At 35.3% G+C, this 16,788-nt stretch carries 20 protein-coding genes; 11 read left to right on the forward strand and 9 right to left on the reverse strand.

From position 1 onward, the window contains the following. Nucleotides 1–2: 2 nt before the first annotated feature. The 5 genes from speD to OCL94_RS08850 all read left to right on the forward strand — a co-directional run bounded on the left by speD (nucleotide 3) and on the right by OCL94_RS08850 (nucleotide 3,949). Entirely contained in the window at nucleotides 3–419 is a 417-nt protein-coding gene (speD, locus tag OCL94_RS08830) for an adenosylmethionine decarboxylase (RefSeq protein ID WP_262996557.1), read from the forward strand. Between the two features lie 13 nt (nucleotides 420–432). Continuing rightward, nucleotides 433–1,293 (forward strand): polyamine aminopropyltransferase, encoded by an 861-nt coding sequence (gene speE / locus OCL94_RS08835; RefSeq protein ID WP_262996558.1) that lies wholly within the window; start codon nucleotides 433–435, stop codon nucleotides 1,291–1,293. Beyond that, nucleotides 1,280–2,128, forward strand: a complete 849-nt coding sequence (gene speB, locus OCL94_RS08840) for an agmatinase (protein WP_262996559.1) — start codon at nucleotides 1,280–1,282, stop codon at nucleotides 2,126–2,128. The genes speE and speB overlap by 14 nt, the downstream gene beginning before the upstream one ends. 92 nt (nucleotides 2,129–2,220) lie before the next feature. Then, the gene (locus tag OCL94_RS08845; protein ID WP_262996560.1) at nucleotides 2,221–3,462 is read left to right on the forward strand and encodes an MFS transporter; all 1,242 of its coding nucleotides are present in this window, start codon (nucleotides 2,221–2,223) and stop codon (nucleotides 3,460–3,462) included. Nucleotides 3,463–3,547: 85 nt separating this feature from the next. Beyond that, nucleotides 3,548–3,949: a YolD-like family protein gene (locus tag OCL94_RS08850; RefSeq protein WP_262996561.1), complete on the forward strand. Its 402-nt coding sequence runs from the start codon at nucleotides 3,548–3,550 to the stop codon at nucleotides 3,947–3,949. 50 nt (nucleotides 3,950–3,999) lie between these two features. On the opposite strand, the gene OCL94_RS08855 is transcribed toward OCL94_RS08850, so the two are convergent. The 4 genes from OCL94_RS08855 to OCL94_RS08870 form a co-directional block, all read right to left on the reverse strand. Continuing rightward, the gene (locus OCL94_RS08855; RefSeq protein WP_262996562.1) at nucleotides 4,000–4,614 is read right to left on the reverse strand and encodes a response regulator transcription factor; all 615 of its coding nucleotides are present in this window, start codon (nucleotides 4,612–4,614) and stop codon (nucleotides 4,000–4,002) included. A gap of 10 nt (nucleotides 4,615–4,624) precedes the next feature. Then, the gene (locus OCL94_RS08860; protein WP_262996563.1) at nucleotides 4,625–6,343 is read right to left on the reverse strand and encodes a sensor histidine kinase; all 1,719 of its coding nucleotides are present in this window, start codon (nucleotides 6,341–6,343) and stop codon (nucleotides 4,625–4,627) included. Nucleotides 6,344–6,581: 238 nt separating this feature from the next. After that, complete coding sequence (locus tag OCL94_RS08865; protein WP_262996564.1) at nucleotides 6,582–7,394, reverse strand: class 1 isoprenoid biosynthesis enzyme; 813 nt, start codon at nucleotides 7,392–7,394, stop codon at nucleotides 6,582–6,584. A 1-nt stretch (nucleotide 7,395) separates the two neighbouring features. Next, nucleotides 7,396–7,575, reverse strand: coding sequence for a hypothetical protein (locus OCL94_RS08870; protein ID WP_262996565.1), 180 nt, complete (start codon nucleotides 7,573–7,575; stop codon nucleotides 7,396–7,398). A gap of 311 nt (nucleotides 7,576–7,886) precedes the next feature. Between OCL94_RS08870 and OCL94_RS08875 the strand changes: the two genes are divergently transcribed. Beyond that, nucleotides 7,887–9,185 (forward strand): LPXTG cell wall anchor domain-containing protein, encoded by a 1,299-nt coding sequence (locus OCL94_RS08875; RefSeq protein ID WP_262996566.1) that lies wholly within the window; start codon nucleotides 7,887–7,889, stop codon nucleotides 9,183–9,185. A gap of 42 nt (nucleotides 9,186–9,227) precedes the next feature. Here the strand turns inward: OCL94_RS08875 and OCL94_RS08880 are convergent, their stop codons facing one another. Further along, nucleotides 9,228–9,749 carry a type 1 periplasmic-binding domain-containing protein gene (locus tag OCL94_RS08880; RefSeq protein ID WP_262996567.1) on the reverse strand — a complete coding sequence of 174 codons (522 nt, stop codon included), beginning with the start codon at nucleotides 9,747–9,749 and terminating at the stop codon, nucleotides 9,228–9,230. A gap of 55 nt (nucleotides 9,750–9,804) precedes the next feature. Further along, a complete protein-coding gene (locus OCL94_RS08885) occupies nucleotides 9,805–9,975 on the reverse strand; it encodes a hypothetical protein (RefSeq protein ID WP_262996568.1) in 171 nt (56 codons plus the stop codon). Between the two features lie 133 nt (nucleotides 9,976–10,108). On the opposite strand from OCL94_RS08885, the gene OCL94_RS08890 reads away from it, so the two are divergent. Together OCL94_RS08890 and OCL94_RS08895 are read left to right on the forward strand one after the other, a co-directional pair. After that, complete coding sequence (locus OCL94_RS08890; protein ID WP_262996569.1) at nucleotides 10,109–10,486, forward strand: hypothetical protein; 378 nt, start codon at nucleotides 10,109–10,111, stop codon at nucleotides 10,484–10,486. Between the two features lie 237 nt (nucleotides 10,487–10,723). Further along, nucleotides 10,724–12,244 carry a M4 family metallopeptidase gene (locus tag OCL94_RS08895; protein WP_262996570.1) on the forward strand — a complete coding sequence of 507 codons (1,521 nt, stop codon included), beginning with the start codon at nucleotides 10,724–10,726 and terminating at the stop codon, nucleotides 12,242–12,244. An 81-nt stretch (nucleotides 12,245–12,325) separates the two neighbouring features. Here the strand turns inward: OCL94_RS08895 and OCL94_RS08900 are convergent, their stop codons facing one another. Both OCL94_RS08900 and OCL94_RS08905 read right to left on the reverse strand, forming a co-directional pair. Then, nucleotides 12,326–12,700: a hypothetical protein gene (locus tag OCL94_RS08900; RefSeq protein WP_262996571.1), complete on the reverse strand. Its 375-nt coding sequence runs from the start codon at nucleotides 12,698–12,700 to the stop codon at nucleotides 12,326–12,328. Nucleotides 12,701–12,710: 10 nt separating this feature from the next. After that, entirely contained in the window at nucleotides 12,711–12,917 is a 207-nt protein-coding gene (locus OCL94_RS08905; RefSeq protein WP_262996572.1) for a helix-turn-helix transcriptional regulator, read from the reverse strand. Nucleotides 12,918–13,037: 120 nt separating this feature from the next. Here OCL94_RS08905 and OCL94_RS08910 point away from each other — a divergent pair, with 120 nt between their 5' ends. Then, on the forward strand, nucleotides 13,038–14,075 hold the full coding sequence (locus OCL94_RS08910) for a C45 family autoproteolytic acyltransferase/hydolase (RefSeq protein ID WP_262996573.1): 1,038 nt from the start codon (nucleotides 13,038–13,040) through the stop codon (nucleotides 14,073–14,075). A gap of 34 nt (nucleotides 14,076–14,109) precedes the next feature. On the opposite strand, the gene OCL94_RS08915 is transcribed toward OCL94_RS08910, so the two are convergent. Next, nucleotides 14,110–14,868, reverse strand: coding sequence for an NUDIX hydrolase (locus OCL94_RS08915; RefSeq protein WP_262996574.1), 759 nt, complete (start codon nucleotides 14,866–14,868; stop codon nucleotides 14,110–14,112). A 161-nt stretch (nucleotides 14,869–15,029) separates the two neighbouring features. Here OCL94_RS08915 and OCL94_RS08920 point away from each other — a divergent pair, with 161 nt between their 5' ends. Both OCL94_RS08920 and OCL94_RS08925 read left to right on the forward strand, forming a co-directional pair. Then, complete coding sequence (locus tag OCL94_RS08920; protein WP_262996575.1) at nucleotides 15,030–16,070, forward strand: NADH:flavin oxidoreductase/NADH oxidase; 1,041 nt, start codon at nucleotides 15,030–15,032, stop codon at nucleotides 16,068–16,070. After that, nucleotides 16,070–16,723: an HAD family hydrolase gene (locus OCL94_RS08925; protein WP_262996576.1), complete on the forward strand. Its 654-nt coding sequence runs from the start codon at nucleotides 16,070–16,072 to the stop codon at nucleotides 16,721–16,723. The genes OCL94_RS08920 and OCL94_RS08925 overlap by 1 nt, the downstream gene beginning before the upstream one ends. Nucleotides 16,724–16,788 lie beyond the last annotated feature (65 nt).

Genomic DNA, 16,788 nt, shown 5'->3' on the forward strand with positions numbered 1-16,788 from the left:
ACATGAAATTAACAACATTAGGTAGACACGTATTAATCGAATATTACAACTGTGATAAAGAAATCTTAAAAGATCATGATGCCATTGAACGCATCATGAACGAAGCAGCAGTAGTTTCTGGTGCAACAATCGTAGAAAGCTGTTTCCATACTTTTAACCCATACGGTGTAAGTGGTGCAGTTATCATTTCTGAATCACATTTAGCAATTCACACTTGGCCAGAATACGGCTACGCATCAGTAGACGTATTTACATGTGGCGATTCAGTTGATCCTTGGAAAGCTGAAGATTTCTTACAAACAGCATTAAAAGCTGAGTTATCAGATTCATTTGAAATGGGTCGCGGTATGGCTGATAAAATCGAAAAATATTCAAACGGCGAATTTAAAGTAGAATCATTCAAACCAGTAGAAGGATAAGGAGGAACTGCACATGTTAGATTTATGGTATACAGAAAATCACACGGATAATGTTAAGTTCTCAATCAAAACGACTGAACACATCTTAACTGAAAAAACACCTTTCCAACAAATTGACTTCTTTAAATCTGAAGAATTCGGTACGTTCTTTACTTTAGACGGTTTAATGATGGTTAACGAAAAAGATGAATTCGTTTATCACGATATGATTACACACGTTGCGATGGCAACTAACCCTAATATCAAGAAAGTATTAGTAATTGGTGGCGGTGACGGTGGAACTGTACGAGAATTAACACGTTATGCTTCTATCGAACAAATCGACATGGTAGAAATCGATGAGCGTGTTGTACGTTTATCTCAACAATATTTACCAATCACTGCAGGTAAATTAGAAGACCCACGTGTTACATTATTATTTGAAGATGGTTTAGCATATGTTAAGAATAAAGAAGATGGCTACTACGATTTAATCTTAGTGGATTCAACAGACCCAATCGGTCCTGGTGAAGGATTATTCTCACACGATTTCTATAACAACTGTTACCGTGTGTTAACGGATGATGGTATTTTAATCAACCAACATGAATCACCATATTATGCATCTTACGCACATGAAATGAAACGTGCACACTCTAAGATTAAAGGTTTATTCCCGATTACACGCGTATACCAATTCCATATGCCAACTTACCCATCAGGTCACTGGTTATTCGGTTTCGCTTCTAAATCATTTGATCCTTTAAAAGATGCAGACTTAGATGCATGGAACAAACTTGGCATTAAGACGAAATACTACAATACTGACATCCATACTGGTGCATTTATGTTACCGACATTCGTTAAGGAGATGTTAGCAGATGAAGCCGAATAAACATGTTTACATGAGTTGTGAAGCTTCATTTGAAGAAGCAACAACAGTGATTTACGGTGCACCGTTTGACGGTACCGTTTCTAACCGACCGGGCACACGTTTCGCAGCAGATGCGATTCGTTCTGAATCATACGGGTTAGAAACATATAGCCCGTATTTAAACAAAGACTTAGAAGACGTTAACATTATCGATACAGGTGATGTTGATATTACAATTGGTAATAAAGTCAAAGTATTAGAAGAATTAGAAGACACGGCACGTACAATATTAAATGCAGGTAAACTGCCGTTTATGATCGGTGGCGAGCATTTAGTAACGCTTGGCCCTTTCCATGCTGTTCATGAAAAATATCCAGATGTTGTATTAGTGCAACTGGATGCACATACAGATTTACGTGACGACTACATGGGTGAACCATTATCTCATGCGACTGTCGTTCGTCGTATCCATGATATTACTGGCGATAATCGTATTTATCAATATGGTATTCGTTCAGGTACGAAAGAAGAATTTGACTGGAGTGACACACATACAACTTTAGAAAAATTCTCAATCGATACATTGAAAGACTTACCAGGTTTAATCGGTGATACACCAGTTTACGTTACAATCGATTTAGATTGTTTAGACCCATCAATCTTCCCGGGAACAGGTACACCTGAACCAGGCGGATTAACTTATAAGGAACTTGAGCCGGCATTTAAAGTATTCGAACAACTTAATGTTGTAGCAGCTGACATTGTAGAACTGTCACCACCATACGACCATAGTGGCGTTTCTAATGCAGTCGCAGCAAAAGTTGCACGAGAACTTATGTTAGCTATTACAAAATAAGTTAGGACATTGTCCTAGCTTATTTTTTTATCTATATTTTCTGATTATTATGAAATATAATGTATATAGACAGAAAATATCGAGGTATTGCTATGAAATTCAAAGACTTCCCTTCAAACGTTAAACTACGCATTATTTGTGGTTTCTTTAGTCATGTCGCCTCTATGAGCGTCATGCCTTTCATGGTTTTATATATTGCTGATGAACTTGGAAAAGTTACATCTGGTATATTAATGTCGATTAATGTATTTGTCAGTTTATCCTGCAATTTAGTCGGCGGTTACTTTGCCGATCGTTTTAGTCGAAAAGGTCAACTCATTTGGGGTCAATCGCTTTCTATCTTATTATATACAGCAATGGCGATTGGCATACATCCACATATTAATATGGCATGGTTAGTGGCATTATTATTTATGTGTCTGGCCATTCCAGGTGCAATGATTTTTCCGGCACTTGAAGCGCTCATTATTGATTCTACTGACGAAGCAAGTAGAAAGTCAGTCTATGTCACTACCTACTGGACGAATAATTTAGCAACAGCGATTGGTACTGCAATCGGCGGTTTATTTTATAAAGAGCATCGCTTTTTACTCTTTATGATTATTATCGTTATTATGTTAATCAACACCGTCATCTTTTATAAATTTTTACATGACCCGACAACGCATAAAGAAAAAGTCATTGTACATACCCATTGGATTCGCGACCTTTTCGGCAAATACAAAGTTGCTTTAAAAGATACACGGTTTGTCTTGTTTACCGCAGCTGCGATATTTATATTCTCAGCAGAGTTCGCATTGACAAACTATATCGGTGTCCGCCTCCACGAAGTGTTTAAGCCCATTGATTTATTTGGCGTGCATGTAGATGGTGTGCGCATGATGAGTATAATGCTTATTGAGAATACCATTCTTGTCGTAACGATTACTTTCCTCGTTAACAAAATCGTTGAACCTTTCAATCAACGTACGATGCTCGTCATCGGTGGCTTAATGTATACGTTTGGCTATGCATTAACACATACGATAGCCACGTGGTGGATATTAATGCTTTGTATTCTATTTGCAACGATTGGTGAACTAATTCAAAGTCCGATTTATTCTACTTATATGGCGAAACTCATGCCGGATGACGCGCGTGCAAGTTATGTGGCATTTAGTTCGCTTGGCTACAGTGGTGCGAGTTTAGTTGCTAGTTCAGGACTTATTATCGGAGTTGTGCTGAATAGTATCATGATGAGTGTGTATGTAGCGCTCCTCGGAGTGATTGGTGTCACACTTATCGTTATTGCTTTAAACCTTCCTGGACAACATCAATTTAAGACGAACAAATAAGCAGTGGAAAATTCCACTGCTTATTTGTATTGCGAAACAGAACGTATGTTCGTATAATAAAAGAAAAGACGAAGGGAGTGAGACGATGATTCACCCTATTTACGGCGAAACCGATTATCGAAAAGTAGATCCAAAACAACTCAATCGAAATATTCCGAAAGGGCGCGGCATGATTAAATGGGCACCTTTTGCAACGATGCCACAACAATTTGCCGACGTACGACGTCAAATCGACAATCAGAATAAGATAGAGCGTCCAGAATTATCAGAAGACCGCTTGCAGGAGATTAACACTACGTTACACATCGCACTTGCGAAACATCAGGATGTGACGATTGATTATTATATGGATGGCTATATTCAATCTATCGATATGACCATCGAAAAGATTGACCAGTGGTCGGCCATTATCATCGGTACAGCTAAAAATAACAATCAGACTTTTTTCATCTCTTTTATAGATATTATTAATATTACGCCACACTAGAAAGTTATCCCTACCAATACCAATAGCAAAAGCACTTAAAACAGACTGTTTTAAGTGCTTTTCGTTTCAATTTCTTCGATAATCCCTAAGTTGATGCCTTTAATCACAGCGCCTAATCTGGATTCTACACCTAGTTTACGAATGATCTTCGTAATATGATATTCAACAGTACGTTTACTAATATGTAGCGCTTCACTAATATCTTGGTTTTTCATATCTTTTGCTACCATACGTAATATCTCTTTTTCTTTTTTCGTTAATAATGGCTTCGCTAACACCGTGTCATTTTTTAAATTATGATTAAAGTAGTACACTGCACGAATGCCATCCACTAACTTATCCGTCGATTCATCTTTCAGAATAAAACCTACTGCGCCATTCTCATATGCTTTAATCTTATATTCTTCCAGGTTATACCCGCTTAACATAATAAACTTCACTTTAGGATATTGTTTAGAATATATCTTCACTAAATTTAAGCCATTTACATCTTTAATCTTAATATCACATAATACGATATTTGGATTTAATGTTTTAATATAATGCGTTAATAAATTAGGATCTTTAAAGACTTTAACGACGGATAAATCCTCTTCTGCTTCAATTATTTTTGCTACGCCGTGTCCAAATAGTTCGTGGTCATCTAATATAATAATCTTTACCAAACAATCACCTCTAATCTAATGGCAATGTAACGCTGACAATAAGCCCTTTTCTATGAGCATTCTCATCAAATACCGCGAAATCAATTTCCCCATCAAACATGTTAACCTGGTTAATTAAATACTTTAAACCATTGTTTGATCCTCTGAGTAATATATCTGAAACATTATGAAATTGAATACCTGAGCCGTCATCCGCAACTTTAAATGATAACGTGTCCAACGCTTCTGTTACTTCAACATAAATATGTTTCGCATCGGCATGCTTTATCGCGTTATTAATCAATTCTTTAATCATACGATAACTGCTAATCTTAATTAATTTATCGATAATCACATTACTTTCCTTATAATCCAGTTGTATATTAATCATCGATTCGTATAAATGACGACGAATTAAGCCGTTTAAGCTGTCATTTAAACCGAAGTCATCTAAATCTGCCGGGAATAAATCTTCACATGCTTCACGAATCGCATAAATGGACTCATCTAAAATCTCTTCTACGTGCTCACGATTGCCCTCTTTGTCTAATGTTTTTGTTTCATTCAATGCGAGAATAATATTTTGTAATATATCGTCATGCAGGAATATCGATAAACGTTCACGCTCCTCCTCAAGCGCTGCATGTGATAAATAAATGCGATTCTTATAATCTTCATCCATTAATTTAATAGAATAATTCTTCATAAAGAAATCGAACTGCTCTAGCAGGCCGACAAACTCATGGTACTTGAATTGTTCAACATCTGATGAATGGATTGCGATAAAGGCATTGTTCGTCAATGAGCGGTGGATATAGACCGTAATATCTTGTAACTGGTTAATTGCAATGACTGAACGTTCGTAAATCATGTGCGCTTTTGAAATAATGTCATCATAATTAAATGTTCCAGCTGGGAATCGATATTGTTCCATTTGATCCTGAGATTCAATAAACAAATAATAGTTCGGAAGCTTGATGTTGTTCTGAATTAAAGTGTCATAAATATTCTCGTTAATGTTACTACGCGTGTTGGCCGTGCGATGTTTAATTTGATAACGGTGCTTTAAATAAAAGGCAGCTGCGCATACGACAAGTAGTAAACTATGGCATATGATAACGTACACAAGCGATGGTTCTGCTAAGAAAAATACGTAAAATATAATCATTGCGCATAGCATTAATACGTTCCAGATTTGAAATAATCCAAATAATATCGATGTGTACGATTCTGAAATGATGATTTTAAATTTACAGAAAGAATAGAGTAAATATAACGGAAAAATAATTAATGTCGGTAACAAGTAATAGTATGGAATACTGCTATCAAAGAAATGCAGGAATATATTAAGCGTGAACATTGGTAATATACTTAATAGCAGTGACGCTAAAATCAAATACAATTCTCGACGAATTTGCCCTTGCGAATTACGAATGATTGAAAAAATGACATAAAACACACTTAATAATAAGATAATGCATACGATGATGAGCATAACAAAAGAAAATAATATAAATTCACTTCTTTGAAGCATCACGTTAAGAATTAATGCAATAACAAATAAAAATAGAATTAAATAGTTGTTAAGTTTCAAGAAATTATTTAATTTATTTGACCTGGAGAACACAGGATAAATACTAAATAATTTAGACAGCATCGCTAAAACAAAAAATAATAAAAATATTTCTGTCGTCGTACCAAACCCTTTAAAAATCGGATCATAAAAAGAAAATGAAATCGTATTGGCCAATAAAAAGCAAAGTATAAAAAAATGCTTTTGCACATAGGAGTTAAACTTATTAATCAATTGCAGAACTAAAATACTGATAAAAAAGCAAAAGCATGCAGTGCACGTTGTTAAAAAAGTAAAGTCGTTATCAATATCACCATTTAAATGTGATGTTTTTATTGCATAGAAAAATTTTAACTGCATTAGACATGCCAATAGCACTAACCCAATATAAAATGGCAATGACATGCTTTTTAATTTAAAAATTGAATTCATTTTTTAATTTCCTTATTCCTTCAGATTTATCAGGAAAAGCATCCAATAATATACTGTAGGCTTTTTCGATGTAATAATTATACAACAATCTACAGTAATCAAGCGAACCTGATTTTTGAATGTTTTCACGTGAATAATGTTGAAGTGTAGAATCTCCGGAAAAATAAATATATTTGATCAATGGTAAATACATCTTTTTTTGATTAAAGTCATTTTTATGTAAGGATAATATACTATCTATGTCATTTTTAATCTGAGCAGCAACACCTATATATAACATAAATTGGTTTAAAGGTTCATTGTGTTTATCAATAATTAAAGCAATCAATTGCATTAACTGACCAGATTTTTGTTGTACTAAATTTAAATAATCATCTTCTGATATATCAGAATGATACTGAAAATCGAATGTAATATCTTGAAATTCAGCATAGCCTGCCTTCACGATTAAATCCATTACTTCATCCCTCATATCGTGTTGAAACATTCTTAAACCTTGCAACATGACAATATGAGATAAGACAATTTGTTGCTCTTTTGAAATCCATTTTAATAATTGATCATCATCTACAACATCGTCTACTAAGTCAAATGCCCAAAAAACAAGCTGAATTGCAACAGAATTCTTTTGCGTATCAGCTTGTGTATTAATATTAAAAAGTTTATTAATCGTTTCGTAATAACTGCCCCAACTGTCTTGCTTAATTTTATTCGAAACATAATCTAATAATTGAGATTCATGCTCTGCTGATAAATTTAGTTTGCTTATTAATTTCGTAATATATTGGTTTAACACCTTAAAAATCGCCTGTCCAATACTTTGAAATTTTCACATCTATTGCCTTTCTTGCTGCCGAGTCAATAACTGTAACGACATCTTCGCTAAAGCCTAATTGTTTGTTGTGGTCTAACAATTCTTCCAGAGATAAGTTCATTTCTTTCATCTTTAACACTACTTTTTCTAACTCTTCTCTCATCACAATTTCCTCCAATCATAAATAATAAATTGCTTATGATAATATTACACGAAATTTTCAAAAAATTCGATACTTATTTCAATATTTTTATAATTCAATTTACATTAATACAACAAAAACAGCCTTCATAATTTAAGAAAATAGGATATAAATGGCGAATCTCATGCAAAAATCACAACTTTTATGACACAAAATTAAACGATATTAACCCAATATAAACTTACTAAAACAATTGTGAATTAATGGATATTATATAGCACTTCTTACACAATTATGTCATAATAAATGCAACAAGCTTAAAGGAGTGCCCCATGAAAAAATTCATCTTATCACTCGTGATACTCATCTCATTATCACTACCAACCCATGCGGATGCCCATACAAACCCAACAGTATTATATTTTCACGATACACAACACGAACCTATACAGCATTTCCCATTCAAAGTTGAGATCAACGAAGAAATGCATAATTTCAACGCGCTGGATGATGGTTATAAAGTATTAGAAGATGATGTTGAATCTATAGAAGTCGCAGGTATAATGTTCAAAATACATCCTGGAGAATTAAACGAAATTGAAGTGTTTCATCCTGATGTTGCTTTGCGTAAAGACACTTTACGTAAAGACGCAGTAGTCACTTCAACAGAAATGCCTTCAACCGAAACACCCGATACAACGAACAGGCATACTATTACAGTGTTTCCTGTGGATCGTTCTTTCTCAAAACTGGAAGATGGTACAATCGTTTATTTGAAATTAAACGATAAAGTAATTACACAACAGGAAGTTGCAGATGGTGCTGTCACATTTCCTCAAATTAAAGCTGACCAACACTATACGGTGAGCTTTGATAAAACTTCATCTGATAATGACTTAGCTATTTCAGCGAATGAAGAAAAATACTTCATTTACGAAAGACAGACGCGACCTGTAAAACGCATGCAAACGATGCATGTACCGTCACGTTCATCATATATGAATGCAAGTTTACGCAAAGCACCAGAAGACATTCCACCACTTATTGCAAGACGCCAAACATATAAAGAAGAACGCAAGACAGATCGCGAGAACGACAAGCGCGATACGCAATCAAGCGATACATCGTCAAAGAATAACAAGCAAACAAATACATCAACAGCAAAGAAACAATCGGAGCGTAAAACTCGCGCTACAGAACAAGAAAAGAATCAAGAAGCAATACGTAATCGTAACGTTAAGCCACAACTTCCAGTAAACAATAGGCACGTGAATCCGCTGCAACAATCATCAAATCGTACGGATAATATAACTGTAAGAGATAATACAATGTCTCCAAATGTTAGCCCTGCTTATCGTTTGTCTAAAGATATTACAGACGCACGTCAATCAAACACACCCGCTACACAAGAGAATACAACTGCAAATACGAACAGTAGTAATGCTACATATCGTGATACAAACAATACACATCCTCAAACCAGCACAAGTACCGACACGAAACAAGATGATGATGCTATAGACCTACCAGCAACAGGTGAGGCAATGAGTATACTTCTTCCGCTTGCCGCACTGATGACGGTAGCAGCAGGACTCGCATTATTGTATTTCACAAGAAAAGAGAAACAATAACAAAAGACGCAACACATATTTCACGTGTTGCGTCTTTTGTTATTATATTATTTGTATAATGCCATCCTGCACTGAAAAATAAGTCCCAATCTTAGATGTCCCTTTCAACCCTTCAAATATAAACATTCCACCACTATTAATCATATGCTGAGATTCGAGTGTCGATAATACGAAAGTGCGATTAGCTTTTATTTCAGTAAATCGATGCAGTCTTCTCATAATTTGTTCAAATCCATGCGTTTCACCCAGCGCAACAAATGCATCCGGAAGATGTTGTGCAATCCGATTAACATATTTATTAAACGACGATGAGTTCGGGTTCCAGCTTACAATCGCAAGAACTGTGCCCCCACTACCGTCAAAGCCACCATATGTTTCCCATAACACTTTAAACTGATAAGCTTGCTGTAACGCTTGATTATTCCTACTACATCCTATTACGATATCATGAATAACAGGTCTTTCATTGCTCATCAACTGGATAAGCGCCATCATTTCCTCATCCGTTTGACTATGATCAAACCTCTGTAACCATTCATTTGAAATAGATTGTAATGGACTCAATTGAACACCCCTAAAGTTTAATTTAATCAAAAGAAAAAGACTCTAAAGCAGAGTCTTAAACATTTTCAGATTCAATTTTTGCAACGATTTCTTTCGTACGACGCTCAATATCTTCGAAGTCTTTCTTAAAGCTAATTACAAATAAAGCTGCACCAGCTGTTACGATAACAGATAATACTAATAACGTAATCATTAAAGCTTTAAAAAGTGATTTAATAAATTCCATTGACGTTTCACTCCTCAGTGATTCTTTATGTCTCTATATTAACATATCAATAAAATGGAATGAAATAATTAACATTATTAATTTCAGTTTATGTTATAGTATTAATTAAGAACTTAAGAATAGGATGAGAAATATGCCACACGTACATCTATTAGCTGCATGGCAAAATAATGATATTGAAAAAATTAAAGAACTTGTAGATCATAATATTGAAACAAATATTATTGATGAAGACGGTAATGAGCATGAAAAAGGGTACGACGCGTTCATCTCAGCTATTCAAACATATCTGGAAGAGACAGAAGTAAAACATTTAGAATGGCAATTTGATGTGATGCATAAAACAGAACGTGGATTAGCTAACATTGTTATTATCAAGATTTCACGTGGTGATGATCAATACAATGTTTCTGAGAAAGCTGCTTTATGTATCTTTACTTTCGATACAGTACATAATAATGAGCGCAAAATGATTCGTGCATATGTTGAAAAAGGTGTTGCTAACAATTAGCAGCATCTTTTTTATTTAACGTGATTTGAAATGTTACTTTTGTTAAATGTGCTAATTTACTGTATTTTCTGATAAATTGAATTATGTTTCGTTCATTTTATGTAAATTTATGTTATATATTCTACTTTGTTAACTTTTTGTCGTTATAAAATTTACGGTTTACACGGGTGTTTTGAAATTAAAAATCACTATAATAAATTTTGTAACAACAATACATACAAAAAGGAGATTACAAAGATGAAGAAAAAGTATATTATTCCTGCAGCAGTATTATCTACTACATTGCTTACAAGCTTCGTACAAACAGATGTCGGTTATGCTAAAACCGAATCGTCAAAAGCGTTAGCTAAAATTCAAAAAGTTGAATCAAAAATGGATGCTAAAAATTTCTTGAAATCTCTTCCTGGTGATTCAAACGCTAAAAAGCATTATAAACAATATGAAATCACGAAAGTTGAAAAAGACGACAAAGGATTTACCCACTACACTTTAAAAGCACAAAATAACGGTAAAAAAACACTCAACAAAGAAATCAAAATTCACGTCAATGATAAAAATGAAGTTGTCCACGTGAACGGTGAATTAGATCTAAAAGAAGTGAAACCTACTAATACACAAAAGATTTCTAAAGATGAAGCAATTAACCTTGCGTTTAAAGCTGCTGGTGTTGAGCAATCTAAGGTAAAAAATATTGATAATCGCGATGTTGTTAAAAAAGCAGATGTTGTCATTAACGCTGATAAAAATAAACTCGTTTATGACGTTCAGTTGATTTATGTTACACCACAATCTGCGAACTGGCATATTCAAATCGATGCAGAAACAGGAGATGTCATCAAAAAGCAAAATATGTTGTTTGATGCTGCGACAACAGGATATGGTTACGGAATTGATAATAAATTCAAACCGTTAAATATATTCCAGGAAGGGACTGCCTTCTATTTAGCTGACACGACACATACAGGAAATATTGAAACATATGATGCGAATAATTCACAAAACGTTAAACTCGTGCAGGATACCGATAAATATTTCACGACTGACCGTCAAAAAGCAGCAGTAGATGCACATTATTATGCCGATATCGTCTACGATTATTATAAAAACGTACACCATCGTGATTCATATGACGGCAAAGGTGCTCCACTTTATTCTGTAGTACATTACGGCTATAATTACAACAATGCACAGTGGAATGGTGAAGCGATGTTATATGGAGATGGAGACGGTAGAACGTTTACTTCTTTATCAGGTGCCAATGATATTATTGCGCATGAATTAACACATGCGGTGACGGAACATACAGCAGGCTTGATATACGAGCATCAGCCAGGTGCTGTGAATGAATCAATGTCTGATGTATTTGGCTATTTTGTTGATCCTGACTTCTTAATGGGAGAAGATGTTTATACACCAGGTAAGCCGGGCGACGCATTACGTAGTTTCGAAAACCCTGAACTTTATGATCAACCATCACATATGGATGACTATCAGTTCCTTCCAAATACTGAAGACGGTGATTTTGGTGGTGTGCATATCAATTCAGGTATACCGAACAAAGCGTTTTACAATACAGTCACTAAAATAGGTAAATCAAAATCAGAACAAATTTATTATCGTGCATTAACGTACTACTTAACTTCAACGTCTAACTTTAAAGACACGAAAGAAGCATTGATTCAGTCAGCGCAGGATCTTTATGGTCAAGCAGAAGCTGATACGATTAAAGCTGCATGGGATGCAGTTGGTGTTTACTAATGTGATAAATTGATAATGGCCCGATTCCATGTAGGAACCGGGCCATTTTTTCTCACGCTTCAGCGCTGACGTCCTCCTATATTAATATTTTCTCCATAGCATAAAGTTACTTACTGAAAACGTTAAGAACATAATCGCTAACATAGTAATTATCGAACTTTCAGCTCTCATAGTTGTAAGACCAAATGTATATAAAGTGATAAAAATCATTCCAACAAATAAAGTTACTAAATATGATGTTTTAAATGCGCGATTGCTTAAATTAACTACACGTTCATCAACAATATCATCTCTATTCTGAACCCCCATCAGTATCAAATGGATACCTAACACCAATTGCATCGCATACAATTCTGGTTTCTCAAATACCACAATCATTAAAAATATAGACGTAAGTAATAATCCAAATCCAAGAAAATATAACACAGGTCGGTTCCCTTCTAAATGATCAAACATGATATCCCTCCTACTTATAATCGCTTTCTTCTATTATAAAAATATCTTCAACCTTCACTTTAAATATTTCTGCTATCATCAACCCTAGTGGTAACGATGGATTATACTTTCCTTTTTCAATCGAAATAATTGTCTGTCTGGACACCTTCAAATGTTGAGCTAATGTTTCTTGTGAGTACCCATGTAAACTACGATATTCAGCTAATTTATTTTTCATACAGTCACCTCTTCAATATCATTATAATGTAAAGTACCCTTTACGTAAAGTAAGCTTTACATTCAACATCAAAAACTATTCTTTGCTATAATTTCAATATAGTACGGAGGAGGTCACATAATGCAACAAGTCAAAAGTGTCATCACAGAATTTCGTGGAAGTCATTTCGATTTCGGAATCGAACAAGGGAAATGGCTAAAAACGACTTTAATGATGGAGAATCGTGAACGCGAATGGCGTCTGCGTCGTCCACGCTTTGATATAGATATTCAGGAAACAAAAGCAGCATTCAAGCGCTTCGCTCCTGGTATATGGGAAGAATTATTAGGACTTCAGGCAGCACTCAAAATGGATATGACACAAATTCTACTTAACTTTGGACATTACCGTGTATATGCGAAACCAAGTGGTTGTAGTGTCTTTACTACTGAAGATTACCTGCTGAGAAATTATGATTACCACCCTGCTACATACGACGGACGTTTCACGTTCTTTCAACCGGCAGACTCAGGCTATGCGACCATGGCACCTGTTTCCCGTATCACTGGCCGAATGGACGGGATGAACGAACATGGTTTATCAATGGGATATAACTTCATGCATCGTAAAGTACCTGGTGACGGCTTTGTCTGCTACATGATCGGTCGTATGATATTAGAATGTTGTAAAGATGTGGATGATGCTGTGCAATTCCTACAAGAAATCCCGCACCGATCAAGCTTTAGCTATATATTATTAGACAAAAAAGGTGTTACCCAAATCGTTGAGGCAACACCACGTGATATCGTTGTTCGTGAACATCACTATTGTACGAATCATTTCGAAGTATTAACGCATGAGAATCGTCGTGTTCTGAGCGATTCCAAGATGCGTATGACCAACTTAAAAGCACAAACGACTTCCAACATGGATGCGGATACCGCATTTAAAATCATGAATGATCCAGATGCCGGTGTCTTTAGTAGTATGTATTCCAGCTGGAGTGGAACGATTCATACGAGTTGCTACTTCCCAAAAGAGTTAACCGTTCAGTTTGCTTTAGGTGGCAACAACACACCTACGACACTTAATTTCCAGGACTGGCTTGACGGTAAGCCACTTCCGATTCAACAGTTTAACGGACATATTGATAGTGATATTACATTTGCCAGTGAATAAAAAGCAGCGTTCCACTCATACGGAACGCTGCTTTTTATTGGAATGACGTAATTATTTTAAACGGATTATTCTCATATAAATCAAACTTCTGCATTTTCATTTCTAATGCTTTTAATATACGATCTTCTGACACTTTGCGGTGCACATATTGCGAGATATTATCTTTTGTAATCGCGTAATATCCCACATCAGTTGTCTCTCCTTCTCGGTTCTGTAAAGTGCCACCGACCACTTCACCTAAGAACGTAAAGTTAACCACACCACTCGTTTTATTATGAGAACTATATAATAGTCCTTTAATTTCAACATCTAACCCTGTTTCTTCTTTCACTTCACGGATTGCACCGGTAATCATATCTTCATCTTTATCAAGACGGCCACCAGGCATTTCTAGCGTATCACTTCTATGTAGACTCCTTACGAGTAATACTTCACCTTGATTATTTTGAATAAGTACATTCGTAGACACGATATGTAAATCAACTTTATAATCTCCGGTTGGTGTGATAATCATATCTTTCTTGGAAATAATCCATTTGTCGTTTGCTAACTTATCCGGTAAAGAGTTCTGATAATGCTTCGTCTGCTTTCTCAATTCAAAGAAATCACGATAATGCTGCTCATCTAAATAGCCCCAGATTTCAGTGATAATCGTCTTGTCCTCATTCACCCATCGTCCAACGAGTGTAACGCCGAGCTCCAAATAATTATTCAAGACATGCTTATGAAAATAACGGTTCGTCGATTCATAGCCATCAGGAATAATCTTTATTTCCGTTTTCACTTCGAACATTAAGAACACACCCTTCACATTCACTTAATTTCATTATACTTTAAAGCGATATATATTTCATTTCACACCCCTTTAAACATGCTAAGAATAACAATCAAATATTTATCATTCTAGTGCTAAAAATTTTATAATAGAATCATCATCAGAAAAGGAGCATGACTATGAAAACTTTACTTAATACACCTTTCACGTATAAAGGATTAGCTTTGAAAAATAGAATCGTAATGCCACCGATGTGTCAATATTCAGTAGAAAAAGAAGACGGTACACCAACAGATTGGCATTATATTCACTATGCTTCTCGTGCTGTAGGACAAACGGGATTAATTATAGTAGAAATGACGAACGTAGAACCTGAAGGACGTATTACAAAAAACTGTCTCGGTTTATGGGATGATGCACAAATTCCTGCGTTTAAACGTATCGTAGATGGTATTCATGCAAATGGAGCGAAAGCAGCGATACAAATTGCGCATGCCGGACGTAAAGCACGTGACGTAGAAACACCGGTTTCTTCATCAACGACACCTGTAGAAGAACCGACAGATTTCGGTCCTATTCGTTATCCACGAGAACTTTCAAACTCAGAAGTAAAAGCAATGGTTAATAAGTATAAAGAAAGTGTTCGTCGTGCTGTTGAAGCTGGATTTGATGCGATTGAATTACACGGTGCGCATGGGTATTTAATTCATCAGTTCCATTCACCAAGTATCAACAAACGTACCGACGAATACGGTCAGGACTTATCATTGTTTGGGGTTGAAGTGATTAAAGCAGCGAAGTCTGTTATGCCTGAAGATATGCCGTTAATCTTTAGAATATCTGCCCGTGAATATATGGATGGAGGTTACGATGTTGAACATGCATTAGCAATCTCTGAGCAATATTTAGCAGCAGGTGTAGATATGTTCCATATTTCAACAGGTGGCGAAGCACCGGCAGGTAATGATAAACCAGGTAATTATCCAGGATACCAAGTACCTTTCGCAAAACGCTTTAAAGAGAAATTCGATGTACCTGTTATCGCAGTCGGTATATTAGATAATCCAGAAACAGCAGAAATGACGTTACGCAATGACGATGCAGATTTAGTGGCAGTTGGTCGTGGTATGCTCAATGATCCTTACTGGGCGATTCATGCTGTTAAAGCGTTACGCGATGATATTACAGTACCGAAACAATATGAACGAGGAATACGATAATGTATGAGCATATATTATTTGATTTAGATGGTACATTAACTGATCCCCATTTAGGGATTACAAACAGCATTATCTATTCACTGAATAAAATGGGTATTGATGCACCAGATAATGATGCTTTGACACCATTTATCGGACCACCATTACAGGAAAGCTATGAAGTATATTATAACTTATCTGGTGATAACAACCTGGAAGCCGTAAGATTGTACCGTGAATACTTCAGCGATAAAGGTATGTATGAAAATGAAGTATATCCTGGCATTGAGTTATTGTTACAAGCATTAAAGTCTATGGATAAGAAATTATACGTGGCAACTAGTAAACCGACATATTTTGCACGACCGATATTGGAACATTTCAATCTTGACCATTATTTCGAATCAATTACCGGAAGTAAATTAGATGGAACACGTACTGATAAAGCTGAGATTATTCAACACGTACTTGAAACACATAACTTAGATAAATCAACTTGTATCATGATTGGTGACCGTAAACATGATATTATCGGTGCACAGAAAAATAACATTGATTCAATCGGTGTGTTGTATGGATATGGAAGCGCAGATGAAATAAAGCAAGCGAGCCCAACTTATACGATTGCTACAGTAGATTATTTACTGGAAGGAATATTAAATAAGATAAATTAAATAAGATAAATTAAATAATTTCACCTTAAGTGAGCAATAAATAACAAGCGAGTGGTCGGAAAACA

The organism is Macrococcus capreoli, from assembly GCF_025628935.1.
Taxonomy (GTDB): Bacteria; Bacillota; Bacilli; order Staphylococcales; family Staphylococcaceae; genus Macrococcoides; species Macrococcoides capreoli.